Here is a 14,061-nt window from a genome sequence, read left to right as displayed (position 1 = left end):
TTCCACCAGGGAGTCGATGATGTCCGGTTGCATGTTGGGATAGTAGTAGACAATGGATACTTTTTCTTCAAAAAAGGGCTTGATGGTGACATCTCGGTCGCGGCGCCGGTGATTGAATGTTTTGCACATGGGAATAATACGTTCCCCTTCCACCCGCGCCCGCGGGATATCGCCGATGGTGCGAAAGGTTGAGCGGTAAGAGGAATGCATTTTGCGCACCCGGGTACCGGAATGCAACAAGGCGTATTCATCCGATGTCGGCCCGAACATGCACACCATCACCTCGGCAATCTCAGAGCGGGAAGCCGCGGTGGTGGAGTGAACCAGGTTGAGGGCCGCATCCGAAGAAGGACGGTCGGACGAACGCTGGGAACCGACCATGATGATGGGAACCGGTGGATTCTGCACCATAAAAGTCAGGGCCGCCGCCGTGTGATGCATGGTGTCCGTGCCGTGGCCGATCACGATGCCGTCCACGCCGCGGCGGATTTCTTCGCCGATGGCCTTGGCCAGGGTGATGTATTGGCTGGGCCCCATGTTTTCGCTGAAAACCGCGAACAGTTTTTCCGTTTCCAGGTTGCAGATATCCGCCAACTCGGGAACGGCACCGTACAACTCGCCGGGAGAGAACGCGGGAATCACGGCGCCGGTGCGGTAGTCCAGTCGCGACGCGATGGTTCCACCCGTGCCGAACAGTTTGACCCGGGGTTTTTCCTGAGAAAAGGGGAACTCTTTTTCCGGGATCTTGTAGTGGGCCTCGCGGTAACCGAGTTCCTGAATCGACTTCACCGTATCCACGTTTACGCCCACGTTGTAGCCAGTGTCCAGTTTAAGCACCAGGTGGCGGTCATCGTCGTTTTCGGAACGAGGCAGTACGATTCCGCGGAAATCCCCGCGCGTGGTCTTGACCTCAGCTTCGCTCCAGACACGGATGTTGAATTTCTTCAGCGCCTCCAGGGCATGGCCGCGGTAGCCCTTGAACATATCACTCATCTTGGTCTCCCGGAACCAGGCGGCTCAACTCTTTCAAATCGATGTTGCCCAATGCCACCGGACGCAATTGGCCCATGATCCAGCGGTGCCGGGCCATGGGATCGGGTGAAGTGTTGATCTGGCTGAACTTGGCGTGCAATACCGGTAGCAGATCCAGGATCTCCTGCCGCTTTTTCGTTTTGAACCCGATGGTTTCCAGCACCGACGGCAACTCCATCTGGGGATGTTCCGTAACCACGGGCAACATGGCTTCCACCAACGCGGTATCGATTTCCTCCCGCTTCATGAAGGCGTAGATATCGACCAGTCGGGCGGGATCGAAACCGCCTTTGCCGTGGGGAACGGGTGCCAGGTTGCGCAACACCTGGGACAAAACCCGGGCCACCCGCCGCGGCGGTTGTTTGAACTTTTTTACAATACGTTCCAGGATCCCGAAAAGGTTGCCGCGCAGGATGTATCCCACGTGGTTGGGCGCCACGTTCCACTCCCGCATGCGCGCCATTTGCCCAGAGACCGGTTCAGGCAGGCCGGCGCGGATGCGCTCGATACGCTCCTCTTCAACCGGGATGGGAGCCGTATCCGTATCCGGGTACATGCGGTCCGGCCCCGGCAACACGCGTTCAAAACGGGTGGTACCGTCTGGATAAGATTTGCGGGTTTCGTTCGGCACACCGGCAAACGCCATGCGACAGCGCTCCTCGACGGTTTCCACCGCGGTGGGAATGTCGTCGGCCGGACCCCAGACCACGACCTGGGCATCCTGGGGACCGCCTTCCAGGCGGCGCCGTATTTCCGCCAGTTGCGAACGCTCCAGAAGGGAGCGGGACTCTTCAGAATGAACCATGTTGGGCCGTTCTATGCAGGCCACAACCTTCAGGCGGTCCGCGATTTCGTCGGCAAATACCTGTCCGGGCTGGGTGAAGTGGGAAAGCAGGTTCTTGAATCCCGGCAAATTCAGGGCGACCGCGCGCAGGTCGCGGGCGCCCCGGTACAATTCGTGCAGGGACTTGTGTGGGATCCATGTTTCCGGCAAATCCACAGAGGTGACTTTCCACGCGTCCGCATTCATGCCACGTTCTGAAAGCAGGGAGCGGATGTGAAGCAGGCTCTTCTGGCGGAACGCTTCGATATGGGTGAGTTCCGGTATCCAGGAGATGTGGGCCACGCCCTTGATCTCCACACGAGTTCCTCCGCGGATGCTGACATTGACATCTTCCCGGGCCGCGCCGATCCCGGTGCGCACATGACCGGTACTGCGGGTCATAAAGCGCAGGTATTGCGCGCCCGCCGCGGCCATGCGCGGCGTCACCAGGTGTGGATGGGTCACGGTTTCAATCAGGGGCATGCCCAGCCGGTCGGTTGTATAGACCCGGTCATGGCCCAGGTCGGATACCTCGCGGCAGGAATCCTCTTCCACGCTGATCTGGATGATGCCCACTTCGCTGCCCTGTACGGGAATGCGTCCCTCAATGCCCACAATGGCGGTGCGCTGGAATCCCGTGGGAATGCTTCCGTCCAGGTATTGCTTGCGGGTCACGTGCAACTCGCCGACAATGCTGGTTTCCAGGAGTAACGCCACTTCCAGGGCGATGTCCAGGGCCTGGTCGTCAATGCGGAACGGGGGCGTGTCATCGATGTCGTAGGTACACGCCGTTTCATTCTGGATACGGTAATAGATGTTTTTGCGGGTTTTGAACTCCATCAGCGCCGTGCCGTCATATTCGCCCAGTTCACTCAGAGTGGGGCGCATGTGGCGCACCAATTCCGCGTCGTATTCGCCATCCTTTTGATAGATCCCGGCGGGACAGCGGCAGAACAGCTTCTGCCTCGTCATCAACTGCTGATGGATTTCCAGGCCGCAGCGGAAACCCATTTCCGCGTAAACGGCGTCCGGAATTTTGCCCAGGGGTTTGTAGCCCACCTGTTTGAGGGTCTTGCGGGTATTCTGATCGGGACGCGGGTTTTCACTCATAATCGATTCCTGTTCCGGGTTATCCTCCGCAGCGGCGGAAGTGCGAATGGTCCAGTATAGAAGGAGATATGGGGCTTGTCAAGGCAAGGAGTCAGGAGACGGACATGGCACGCAGACGCGCAATGCGATCCTTCAGGGGCGGATGGGTGGAAAAGAGGCGCGCCAGCAAATCCGCACGCAGGGGAGATACGATAAACAGGTGGGCCGCCTGACTGTGCGCCCGCAAGGGAATGCGGCGGCTCTGGCGACCCAGTTTCTCCAGGGCCGACGCCAGGCCTTCAGGGTTGTGGGTCAATCGGGCCGCGCCCTCATCCGCGCCGTATTCCCGGGAGCGGGAGATCGCCATCTGGATGAGGCCGGCGGCCAACGGGGCCAGGATCGCCATGGCCAGCAAACCCAGGATTCCGCCGCCGTCATCGTCATCTCTGCCCGCGCCTCCCCCCAGGAAAGCGAACCAGCGCATCTGGTAGGCCACCATCATGACGGCTCCGCCCAAGGTGGCGGCAATGGATTGCACCATGGTGTCGCGGTAACGGATATGGCTCAACTCGTGCGCCAGCACTCCTTCCAATTCCCGCTCGTCCAGGAGTTGCAGCAGGCCGGTGGAAACCACGATCACGCCCTTGGACGGATCACGCCCGGTGGCAAAGGCATTGGGCGAAGGATGTTCCATGACATAAATCCGGGGGGGCGGAATTTGGGCGCGTTGACTCAGTGATTCCACCATGGCATGGATACGGGAAGACTCCTGCATTCCCAGTGGACGGGCCTTGTGCATGCGCAGCACAATGCTGTCGGAAAACCACCAGGCCGACAGGTTCATGACCGTGGCCAGGACCAGGGCGATCACCATCCCCGCCTTACCGCCGGCCATGCCGCCGATCAGCAAAAGCAGGCCCGTCAGTGCGCCCAGCAACAACACGGTCTTTATCTGGTTCACCGTTCGCCTCCCCGCCGCCTGCCGGCGGCGTTAATCGATTGATTATAGACCATACCGTCTCACTCTATCAAGGCACCCCATGGATTTGCACGCGGGTTTAGTGACTGCTATAATCGCCATTCCACCGGAACCCATGCCATGAGAAACCGCTTTCGCGTGCCCCCGGCACTGTGGGCCTTTACCACCTACTTCACCGAGGGCTTTCCCTTTACGCTGATCCGCACCGTTTCGTCGGTTTTCTTTCGCGACATGCGCGTCTCGCTGGAAAACATCGGCTTGACTTCCCTCTTCGGCCTGCCCTGGATCCTCAAGTTCCTCTGGGCTCCCCAGGTTGACGCCGTGGCCACCAAGCGCCGCTGGCTGCTGAGCATGCAGGGAATGCTGCTGGCGGTTGTGATCCTGGCGGCGGTGTTTGCTCCCCTGGAATTCGGGGTCCGGGCCGTGGCCGCGCTCTTCTTTGTCGGCTCCATTTTGGCGGCCACCCATGACATCGCCATTGACGGCTACTACATGGAAGCCCTGGACAAAAATTCCCAGGCCCGCTGGGTGGGCTACCGCGTAATGGCCTACCGCATCGCCATGATGACGGGAACAGGCGTGGTGGTCACCCTGGGAACCACGACCGGCTGGGGAACGGCTTTTGCCGCCGCCGCCGTGATATTCGGCATCTTTTTTGTCTTCCACCTGTTTTTCCTGGCCGAGGTGGAAGCGCCGAAGCGTGCCCCGGCGGACTGGCTGATCTCGTTGCTTCGCCCCCGCACCCTGGCCCTGGTTGCTCTCTTTACTGGAGGGATTCTGGGAGTGCGCGCTTTTTTCCTCTCTCCCGCCTGGCAGAACCTGCAGGGGCGACTGCCCTGGTTGCGGCGCATCTACTTTTCCCACTGGATCGCCCTGCTGTTGCTGCTGGCCCTGATCGGCGTCGGCCTGTTCCGCCGCCCCCTCAAGCGCCGCCTGTTGTCGGAACGGGATTCCCATTTCTCCCGCGCATTTGTCTCGTTCATGGACCGCGAGCGGGTAGGCCGTATCCTGGGTTTTATCATCCTCATGCGCACCGGGGAATGGGCGCTTTCCACCATGGTGGCCCCCTTTGTAGTGGATCTGGGCATCAAGGCCCATTACGGCTGGATCAGCGCCTGGGTGGGTTTGCCCGCATCCATCGCCGGGGCTTTAATCGGGGGGTGGGCCATTTCACGCTATGGCATGCGGCGCCTCATCTGGCCCTTCCTGCTGGCGCAGAACCTGACCAACCTGATTTACATGGGCGCCGCTCTGCACCTGGCGCCCTTTATCACCCCGGGGGGGATGGAATCCACCTGGCTGGGCACGGGCAACCTGGCGTTGTTTGCCGGCATCCACGGTTTTGACCAACTGGCCGGCGGCCTGGGCACCGCGGTGCTCATGACCTACCTGATGCGCATCTGCAGCCAGGGTTTCAAGGCCGCTCACTACGCCATCGGATCCGGCCTGATGAACCTGGGGGGGTTGTTTGCAGGCGTGGCCAGCGGATTCATCGCGGGCTGGCTGGGGTACGCCTGGCTGTTTGGTTTCAGTTTTGTCTTGTCCGTCCCCGCCATGCTGTTGATTCCCGGTCTACCCTACCTGGAAACAAAAGTTGAAGAGTTGAAAAGTTGAAAAGAAGGTGACAGGAGACAGGTATCAGGTGGCAGGAAGGCAAAGAGACAGTCGCTGCGGCTGACATCTGCGACTCTTTCCGTAATCCAAAAACCCGTATTCACATGTTTACAAGCACTCCCCAGTTCGGGCGACCGGCCGGTCGCCCCTACTCTGCCTTGAGCTTTTCCCGCACCCACGGAATCAGGCCGAACAGACCGGCTTCCAGGCTGATCCGCGGTTCAAAGTCCAGCAGGCGCCGGGCCAGGCTGACGTCGGGACGGCGCCGGGCGGGATCATCCCCGGGCATCTCGCGGTTTTCGATTTTCCTCTTGCCCTGACTCAACTCCAGGATCCGTTGCGCCAAATGGCGAATGGTGACCTCTTCGGGATTTCCCAGGTTCACTACCGTGCCAGCCAGATCTTTCCGCACAGACAAGCGGAACAGGCCATCCACCATGTCGTCGACATGGCAGAAGCTGCGGGTCTGGCTACCGTCTCCGTTAATGATCAGGGATTGATGGCGCAACGCCCGGACGATAAAGGTGGGAATCACCCGTCCGTCATCCAGGCGCATACGCGTTCCATAGGTGTTGAATATGCGCGCGATGCGAATATCCAAGTCGTGGTGACGGTGATACGCCATGCACATGGCCTCGGAAAAGCGTTTGGATTCCGTGTACATGGAACGGGGACCCACCGGATTCACATGCCCCCAATAAGACTCTTTCTGGGGGTGTTCCCGTGGATCGCCGTACACTTCGGAAGTTGAAGCAAATACATAACGCGAGTTTTTGGCCCGGGCCAAACCGAGTGAATTGAGGGTGCCCAGGGAATCCACTTTCATGGTCTGGATGGGGAACTTGGCATAGTCGAGCGGCGAAGCGGGGCAGGCGAAATGCAGGATCAGGTCGATGGGTTCGGCAAAGTAAAGGTAGTGGGTCACATTGTAGCGGATAAATCGAAAACGTTCATGGCCCATCAGGTGGGCGATGTGGTCCACCGACCCGGTGAGCAGGTTGTCCAAGGCCACCACCCGCCAACCCTCTTTCAGGAAGCGGTCACAGAGATGGGAACCCAGGAAACCAGCGCCCCCAGTGATCAGTACCGTGGGCGGTTTGTCTTGCAACGGGCCTTGAAGGAAAGCGGGGTTCCCGGAAAATTGCTTATGCAATTTCCGGGATTTCCCCGAATCTCCGGATGGAGTCACACTACTTAATCGAGTTTGATCGTGCTCTTGGTTTTTTCCCGGCGCTTGGCGTCCATCTTATCCCACTTGTTCATGCAGGAATGGTCCTTGCCCTTGACCAGGGAACAGGTCAAATATTCCGAAATGTATACCATGCAGGCGCGAATGGCTTTGCCCGTGGCGGTTTTTTTGTAAGTGTCGCCGCCGATCGAGAAGTTGCGCAGGGACAAACCGGCGCCGGCGCCCTTGGCGGTAACCGTGGCTTCGATGGTGCGCGTGTCAACGATCTCACCGGTTTCGGTATCGATCACCTTGACATCCACGGCAATGTAGGCTTTATCTTTCTTTCCACCCACGGAAAGTCCCTTAAAACGCGCCTTGCCGCCCCCGCCTGCCACGCCTCTTTCAAACGAGGTCACGGTACCGGCGATCAGGTATTGGGCACCCTTGACTTTGCCCACTTTCACGGCGGTGGCGGGATCCACCCGGCCCGATTCGCTCAGGTCCTGCTCCGCCAAAACCTCTCCCAGCTCGTTGCGTTCGAGCACCGTAAATTCTCCGGTACTTGCCAGTTCAGAAGCCATCAAATCCTGCATATCCCGGGCCACCGACACGGTCCACCACTCGATGCGTGTCTCATTGCTAAAGCGCAACACGCCCAGGCGCGGTTTTTCAAGGGCTTCCAGGCTGAGGCCCGCCAACATCAGGACAACCAGCATTACGAGAACTGCCTTTTTCATGCTCATGCGAAATCTCCTTCTCAAGAATCTCCTTCTAGAGACGTCCGAGGTATGAAAAAAAGCGGCGAAAAATTTTTTCGCTCGGCTTCCACACCAACCGGTCCGGGGCCAGTATAATCAAGCCCGCATACAAAGTCAACGAATTCCAATGAGCAAAGAAACCAGTGATGTGTTTCCCGTGTCACAGACAGGGGACGGATCCCGGCACTGTTTGGTCGTCACATCCACGTAGCGCCCGCACAGAAAAACCGGAGTCCTTCCCTGGCGCCCACCCCGATGCCCGTGTTGAGTTTTGCGGGGGGATATGCTATAAGAACCTTTTATTCAGAGGTGTTCATGAAAAAACTGGCTGGAGCATGCGTACTCATTCTACTGCTCGTTGGGTTGATCCACGCAGAGAACATCGACCAGATCGAGATCCGGGGTAACCGCAAGGTTTCTCGAGACACCATCATGTTCTACATGAAATCGAGTCCGGGAGGCCCGCTTTCACAGGACATCCTCCAGCGTGATTTCAGAAGCCTCTGGGATACCGGTTTCTTCAGCAACATTCGCATTGAACTGGCACGGGATCAAGGCACGAACACGGTGATCGTGACCGTGGAAGAGAATCGCACCATTGCCTCCATCACCTACGATACCGGCAAAAAGATCAAGCAGGACGCCATCAAAGAAAAGCTACAGGAAAACAACATCGTTCTGTCCACCCTCTCCTATTTCGACCCGGCAAAAGTGAAGCGCGTGGAACGGATCATCACCGACCTGCTGGTGGAGAAAGGTTACAACAACGGTAAAGTGAACGTGATCACCCGTGATAAGGGTCAAGACCAGGTGGACCTGACCATTAAAGTCGACCCCGGACCCAAAACCCGCATCGGTGCCGTTGTGTTCAGTGGTTTGGACAAAAAGAAGATTTCAGCGCGATTCTTGCGCAAAGGCCTGAAAAACAACAAACCGCATGGACTTTTCTCCGCCATCGGCGGCAAGGACGTTTACGATGAGAAAGGAATCCAGGAAGACCTGGAGAACATCCGCGAACGCATGCAGCAGAAGGGGTTCCTGGAGGCCAAGGTGGGAACGCCCGAGTTCTCTCTTTACCGCCGCCACAACTTTTTCGGAAAAATCCGCAAGATGCTGCGCATCACTATCCCCGTTGAACTGGGCCCCCGGTACCGCCTGGGAGAAGTGCAGGTCCAGGGCAACAAGATCATCAGGTCCGAATTCCTGAAAAACCAGCTCAAGATGGGCAAAGGCGATGTCTTTAACATCAAGAAACGCAATGAAGCCATTGAAGAGATTCGCAAACTCTACTACTCGCTGGGCTACTTTTATTGCCAGGTGATCCCCGCGGAAAACCTGGATCCGATAAAGAAGGTGGCGGACCTGACCTTCACGGTTCAGGAAAACGACATCGTGTACTTGGGACGCCTGGAATTCGTAGGCAACACCTTTACCAAGGATCACGTCATCCGCAGGGAGTGGTTCCTGCGCGAGGGGCATCGACTGAACATCAACCTGCTGGAAGACTCTATCCGGCGCATGAAGCAACTCGGCCTGGTTACCGTGGAAAAGATGCCGGAAATCAAACCGGACCCGGAAGATCCGCAGAAAATCAACCTCCTTGTGGAAGTCCAGGAACTCAATCGCCAATCCATCAACTTCAATGTGGGTTTCAGCGGCTATGACGGCCTGTTTATCGCCGCCGGATATTCCACCCAGAATTTTTTGGGCATGGGCGAGACCTTCGCCCTGAGTTTTCAGCAGGGTACCCGTTCAAAGAACTATCGCTTCGCTTTTACCGAGCCCTGGTTGTTCAATTCCCCGGCCAGCCTGGGAATCGAGGTATACCGTACTTCTTACGAGCTTCCCGCCCTCTACACCCAGCACAGCGAAGGCTTCAACATCTCCACCTCTTCGCGCTTCTGGCGCTACTGGGGCGCCTCCCTGGTCTACAGCCTGCAGCGCATTGAAATCACCGACATCGACCCGGACCTGGATTTCACCAATCCCTATTCTTACTACTACTACACCGGCGGCAAGCGCACCCTCTCCGCGCTTTCCCCCACCCTGTATTACTCAACCGTAGATTCTCCGATATTCCCCCGTTCCGGAATCAAGTACCTGGTCAATTACCGTTACAGCGGGGGATTTCTGGGGGGCGACGTCGACCTGCACAAGGTGAAATTCGAATTCGTCAAGTTCACTCCCTTGTGGAAACGCCGCCATATCCTGGGATTGCATCTGGTCTACCAGTTTATCCACAACTTCGGAGAAAACCAAGTCCCGTTCTACGAGCGCTATTTTCTGGGCGGCGAACGGTCGATTCGTGGGTATGAAATCTACACCATCGGTCCGCGCAGCAGTGAAAACAACTACATCATCGGCGGCACCAAGGCATTTTTTATCAACGCCGAATACAGCATCCCCTTAAACGACCAGGTTTCTTTCGTGGCTTTCTACGACGTGGGAAACAGTTATGATACCGGTGTTCCCATTAAACTGGACGATGTCTACCAATCCCTGGGAATTGAAGTCAAAGTGTTTGTACCCATGCTGAACGTCCCCTTCCGTTTGATTTTTGCCCGCAACTCGAGATTGCTTCGTGAAGATGAAAAACACTTCGCGTTCCGCTTCGCCGTTGGACCGTCGTTTCATTGAGGCAATGTCCGTCGGCAACGGCGCGAGAATATGATAGATGTAAAATAGTGTATAATAGGAAAAAGGAGTGAACGATGAAGAGAGCGTTAGTGATCGGTCTGGTCCTGACATCCATGACCGCGTATACGTATGCCGAACAGAAAATCGCCGTTGTGAACCCGCAGAAGATCCTGGTGGAAACCATTCGCGGCAAGCAGGTAAAGGAAAGACTGGAAAAAATCAGCAATGAGAAACAGGCGGAAATCCAGAAAAAGGAAGCCGCCATCAAGGCCCTGGAAAAGGAACTGATGTCACCGGCACTGAACCCGGAAACCCGCGAAAGCAAAGCCGCTGACCTGCAGAGCCGGCAGGTAGACATCAAACGCTTTGTCGAAGATTCCCAGAAGGAATTCCAGCGCCGGTATCAGAAAGAAATGGAAACCCTCTACAAAGAGATCATGCCCGTTATTCAACAGATCGGCAAGGCGCAGGGTTACACCCTGATCCTCGACCTCAGCAGCGCCGGGGTATCCTATTTCGATACCGCTATTGATATCACCGATGAAGTGATCCGGGCGTACGACGAAAAGTACAAGGCCAAGTAGTCGCAGATATATAGGGTCATGGAAACGCCTGTATCCATCACGGATATTGCGCGATTCCGCTACGTGGTGGCGCCGGGTGGGTATCTGAATAAGCGAGCCAGCCGGTTGCGTCACGGCCGGGGTTGTGCCCGAGTGAACACAACCGCCACTGTTGAGAAACATGCGGCGGCGGAAAGAAGATTCCTATCCGCCATGGCAGGACAATGAAGCCAACCTTAGATCCCACCGCCCGCATCAGCCCCAGCGCCCGGCTCGGCCGTAATGTATCCGTAGGCGCATATGCCATTATCGGTGACAACGTCAGCATCGGCGATGGTTCAGAAATCAAGCACCATGCCGTGATTGATTGCAATACCGACGTTGGGCGCGAATGCGTGGTCTTTCCCTTCGCTTCCATCGGCACCGACCCCCAGGACATCACCTTCAAGGGCGAAGAAACCCGAGTGGAAATCGGCGACCACAACACGATCCGTGAATTCGCCACCATCAACCGCGGCACCGTCAAGGGTGGGGGCACGACCCGGCTGGGAAATCACAATTACCTGATGGCTTATGCCCACATAGGGCATGATTGCCGCATCGGTGACCACACCGTGATCATCAACGGCGCCACTCTGGCCGGGCACGTGGAGGTGGAAGACCACGTGGTGATCAGCGCCCACTCTTCGGTTCACCAATTCGTGCATATCGGCCGCAATGCGTATATCGGCGGCTATACCATCGTGCTTCAAGACATCCTGCCTTTCGCCAAGATTTCCCAGTCCCGGGAAAATTACTTTTTCTTTGGTCCCAATTCCATCGGTATGATGCGCAACGGCATCAGCCGCGAGTTTATCACTACCGTCAAAGATATCTTCCGCATTATCTTCCGCTCCGACCTCAACACCTCGCAAGCCCTGGATCGCCTACGGCAAACCTATCCCGACAGCGAAGAGATGCGTATCATAGCGGATTTCGTTCAACGCTCGCGACGGGGAATTCTGAAGAACTTCGTTCACAAATAGCACCCTGGAAACCAGCCATGGCCACTGAACTTGTATCATCCCCCATCCTGCGGGTCGGCATCGTGGGGACCGGAGCCATGGGAACCAACCACTTGCGCGTGGCCCGTTCTTTGCCGGGGATCCTAGTAACCGCGGCGACGGACCGTGACCCCGCACAATTGCGGGCAGCACTTCAGGCCCATGCCGCCCCGGCAGTGAACCACTACCAGGAAATGCTTTCCCAAGTGGATGCGGTCATGGTCTCGACTCCGACGGAAAGCCATTTCGAAATCGCCCGCTACTTTATCTCTCACGGCCGCCATGTACTGGTGGAGAAACCCATGACCCGCACCCTGGCGGAAGCCGATGAATTGGTCCGCCTCGCATCGGAAACCGGAGTGGTGGTTGGCGTGGGTCACCTGGAGCGGTTCAATCCCGCGGTGCAATGGGTCCGCCCCTTTGTCAACAACCCGCTGTTCATTGAGAGTCAACGCCTGGGGTCGTTTTCACCGCGCTCCCTCGATATTGACGTGGTCATGGACCTGATGATTCATGACCTGGACATCATTCTGGACATGGACTCATCAGCGGTCGAGGGAATCAGCGCCTTGGGTGTGCCCATCATCTCGTCTTGTGTGGATATCGCCAACGTCCGCCTCGAATTCGCTTCCGGACTGGTGGCAAATCTCACCGCCAGCCGCGTCTCCCAGAAAAAAACCCGTAAATTGCGTATATTCCAGAAGGATCAATACATCTCACTGGATTACAAAAAGCGCACGGTGAAAAGCTATTCCCTGCGTGACGGCAATATCCACGAAGAAATCCCCAACATTCCCGACCAGGAGCCCCTGGCCAACCTGTGGGCACGTTTTCGCGATTCCATCCACCGCAACGGTAAAGGCAACGTGGGGCCCGCGCAAGCGCGGCGCGCCCTGGACCTGGCCCTGCGCATCTCCCGCAACATAGAAGAGAAGGCCTCCAATCGAATCACTGGTTGAGCGCCTGATCCAACGAGGGGTTTTCCCCGGCCTGGCCGTAGTGGCGGGGCGCGGCGAACACATCCTGTATGAATGCTACCGCGGCAAACGGGCCCTGGAACCATTGCCGGAGCCGCTGACGCAAGACACCCTCTTTGATGTGGCTTCCCTGACCAAGCCGCTGGTGACGGCGCTGCTGGCCGCGTGGTTTATCCAATACGGCGAGATCGCCATTACAGACCCGGTGCGTCGCTTTCTGCCGGACTACCCCCACTCGCAAATATCCATTCGCCACCTGGCCACCCATACTTCCGGGCTACCGGATTGGCTTCCTCTCTACATTGAATCCCGACCCTATTACGACATGCTGAAATCCCTGCCGCTGAAATCTGCACCGGGGCGCCGGGTACACTACTCATGTCCCGGCTACATCCTGCTGCACTTCGTGTTGACTAAAGTGGCAAAAGAGCCGTTTGTGCGCGCCGCGCAGAAGCTGCTCCTGGATCCGCTCAACATCCCGGATCTCTTGCTGCAGGTTCCCGAGCATGACCGCCTGCGATGCGCGCCTACGGAAAAGGGTAACCAATGGGAAAAGGAACTGGCACGAAAACATTTTCCACAAGCCGTGGTGAATGCGTTTCCCTGGAGAACAGAGGTGATCCGCGCTCAAACCCATGACGGAAATTCTTACTACCTGGGAGGATGTGCGGGCAACGCGGGCCTGTTTGCAACGGCGCGGGCCCTGTTCCGCCTGAGCGCTGAGTTCCTGCCTGAGAGTTCCACCTTGTTTCGCGCGGAAACCCTGGAACTCATGCAGCGTAATCTGACTCCCGGAAAATTATCCCACCGCAGTTTCGGGTTTAAACTGAATTCGACGCCCCTGACCTCGGGGGGAAAGAGCTTCTCCGCGGCAGCCTTTGGTCACAACGGCTTCACCGGGACTTCTCTCTGGATCGACCCGGTCACCCGTATGCGCTATATCCTGCTGTCCAACCGCGTTCATCCCAAAGTGCAATCGCTGAACCTCAATCGCATCCGCCGCCGCTTGCACAAGGCGCTGGTCGGGCGCCTGAGAAAGACGGGATAATCGCTTACACCTCTTCCCTTTTATGCCCGAAAGGGTACTCTACTGCAGCCTTTCCCTTTTTCAAATTGGAATAACTTCTATACCTACACAAAACGTAATAGATCCTGAATTTATTTGGGATTTGGGATTTAGAATGGGTTTTTTCTGGTTCGTGGGCGACCGGCCGGTCGCCCCTACGCCTGTTTCCCTGCCTCCTGTCACCTGATACCTGTCTCCTTTTTTCTACTTCTTACCTTTTCAACTTTTCAACTTTGACATGGCAAGGGGCATATGAGTCGAAAGTCGAAAGTAAAAGCCCTTGGCGAGGGGCAAGGGGCAACGGGCAAG

The 14,061-nt window shown here is 57.1% G+C and carries 12 protein-coding genes; 7 read left to right on the top strand and 5 right to left on the bottom strand.

The window, feature by feature from the left end; all coding sequences use genetic code 11:
* The 3 genes from gatD to ENN40_11875 all read right to left on the bottom strand — a co-directional run.
* On the bottom strand, positions 1 to 993 hold a 993-nt coding region (gene gatD / locus ENN40_11885; GenBank protein HDP96037.1), incomplete at its 3' end, for a Glu-tRNA(Gln) amidotransferase subunit GatD.
* A complete protein-coding gene (gene gatE / locus ENN40_11880; protein HDP96036.1) occupies positions 986 to 2,965 on the bottom strand; it encodes a Glu-tRNA(Gln) amidotransferase subunit GatE in 1,980 nt (659 codons plus the stop codon). The genes gatE and gatD, both read right to left, overlap by 8 nt.
* A 91-nt stretch (positions 2,966 to 3,056) precedes the next feature.
* On the bottom strand, positions 3,057 to 3,839 hold the full coding sequence (locus ENN40_11875; GenBank protein ID HDP96035.1) for a protease HtpX: 783 nt from the start codon (positions 3,837 to 3,839) through the stop codon (positions 3,057 to 3,059).
* Between the two features lie 204 nt (positions 3,840 to 4,043).
* Here ENN40_11875 and ENN40_11870 point away from each other — a divergent pair, with 204 nt between their 5' ends.
* The gene (locus tag ENN40_11870; protein ID HDP96034.1) at positions 4,044 to 5,537 is read left to right on the top strand and encodes a hypothetical protein; all 1,494 of its coding nucleotides are present in this window, start codon (positions 4,044 to 4,046) and stop codon (positions 5,535 to 5,537) included.
* A gap of 148 nt (positions 5,538 to 5,685) precedes the next feature.
* On the opposite strand, the gene ENN40_11865 is transcribed toward ENN40_11870, so the two are convergent.
* Both ENN40_11865 and ENN40_11860 read right to left on the bottom strand, forming a co-directional pair.
* Positions 5,686 to 6,645, bottom strand: coding sequence for an SDR family oxidoreductase (locus ENN40_11865; protein HDP96033.1), 960 nt, complete (start codon positions 6,643 to 6,645; stop codon positions 5,686 to 5,688).
* Between the two features lie 86 nt (positions 6,646 to 6,731).
* Positions 6,732 to 7,451, bottom strand: coding sequence for a penicillin-binding protein activator LpoB (locus tag ENN40_11860; protein HDP96032.1), 720 nt, complete (start codon positions 7,449 to 7,451; stop codon positions 6,732 to 6,734).
* Between the two features lie 270 nt (positions 7,452 to 7,721).
* On the opposite strand from ENN40_11860, the gene bamA reads away from it, so the two are divergent.
* The 6 genes from bamA to ENN40_11830 all read left to right on the top strand — a co-directional run bounded on the left by bamA (position 7,722) and on the right by ENN40_11830 (position 13,734).
* A complete protein-coding gene (gene bamA, locus ENN40_11855) occupies positions 7,722 to 10,103 on the top strand; it encodes an outer membrane protein assembly factor BamA (protein ID HDP96031.1) in 2,382 nt (793 codons plus the stop codon).
* A 74-nt stretch (positions 10,104 to 10,177) separates the two neighbouring features.
* A complete protein-coding gene (locus tag ENN40_11850; GenBank protein ID HDP96030.1) occupies positions 10,178 to 10,687 on the top strand; it encodes an OmpH family outer membrane protein in 510 nt (169 codons plus the stop codon).
* Between the two features lie 18 nt (positions 10,688 to 10,705).
* The gene (locus ENN40_11845; GenBank protein HDP96029.1) at positions 10,706 to 10,894 is read left to right on the top strand and encodes a hypothetical protein; all 189 of its coding nucleotides are present in this window, start codon (positions 10,706 to 10,708) and stop codon (positions 10,892 to 10,894) included.
* A complete protein-coding gene (locus tag ENN40_11840) occupies positions 10,891 to 11,691 on the top strand; it encodes an acyl-ACP--UDP-N-acetylglucosamine O-acyltransferase (GenBank protein HDP96028.1) in 801 nt (266 codons plus the stop codon). The genes ENN40_11845 and ENN40_11840 overlap by 4 nt, the downstream gene beginning before the upstream one ends.
* Before the next feature lie 17 nt (positions 11,692 to 11,708).
* Positions 11,709 to 12,668: a Gfo/Idh/MocA family oxidoreductase gene (locus tag ENN40_11835; GenBank protein HDP96027.1), complete on the top strand. Its 960-nt coding sequence runs from the start codon at positions 11,709 to 11,711 to the stop codon at positions 12,666 to 12,668.
* Positions 12,652 to 13,734, top strand: a complete 1,083-nt coding sequence (locus ENN40_11830) for a class A beta-lactamase-related serine hydrolase (GenBank protein ID HDP96026.1) — start codon at positions 12,652 to 12,654, stop codon at positions 13,732 to 13,734. The genes ENN40_11835 and ENN40_11830 overlap by 17 nt, the downstream gene beginning before the upstream one ends.
* Positions 13,735 to 14,061 lie beyond the last annotated feature (327 nt).

The sequence above is a fragment of the Candidatus Aminicenantes bacterium genome, from assembly GCA_011049425.1.
Taxonomy (GTDB): Bacteria; Acidobacteriota; Aminicenantia; order UBA2199; family UBA2199; genus UBA876.
The sequence above is the reverse complement of the archived record's forward strand: the minus strand, read 5'-3'. Positions and strand labels throughout refer to the sequence as shown.

Excerpts from the sequence above, each read along its gene's own strand:
- ENN40_11835 (HDP96027.1), top strand. The coding sequence starts at position 11,709 with ATGGCCACTGAACTTGTATCATCCCCCATCCTGCGGGTCGGCATCGTG.
- gatE (HDP96036.1), bottom strand. The coding sequence starts at position 2,965 with ATGAGTGAAAACCCGCGTCCCGATCAGAATACCCGCAAGACCCTCAAA.
- ENN40_11860 (HDP96032.1), bottom strand. The coding sequence starts at position 7,451 with ATGAGCATGAAAAAGGCAGTTCTCGTAATGCTGGTTGTCCTGATGTTG.
- ENN40_11840 (HDP96028.1), top strand. The coding sequence starts at position 10,891 with ATGAAGCCAACCTTAGATCCCACCGCCCGCATCAGCCCCAGCGCCCGG.
- bamA (HDP96031.1), top strand. The coding sequence starts at position 7,722 with ATGCCCGTGTTGAGTTTTGCGGGGGGATATGCTATAAGAACCTTTTAT.
- ENN40_11850 (HDP96030.1), top strand. The coding sequence starts at position 10,178 with ATGAAGAGAGCGTTAGTGATCGGTCTGGTCCTGACATCCATGACCGCG.
- ENN40_11845 (HDP96029.1), top strand. The coding sequence starts at position 10,706 with ATGGAAACGCCTGTATCCATCACGGATATTGCGCGATTCCGCTACGTG.
- ENN40_11870 (HDP96034.1), top strand. The coding sequence starts at position 4,044 with ATGAGAAACCGCTTTCGCGTGCCCCCGGCACTGTGGGCCTTTACCACC.
- ENN40_11875 (HDP96035.1), bottom strand. The coding sequence starts at position 3,839 with ATGGCCGGCGGTAAGGCGGGGATGGTGATCGCCCTGGTCCTGGCCACG.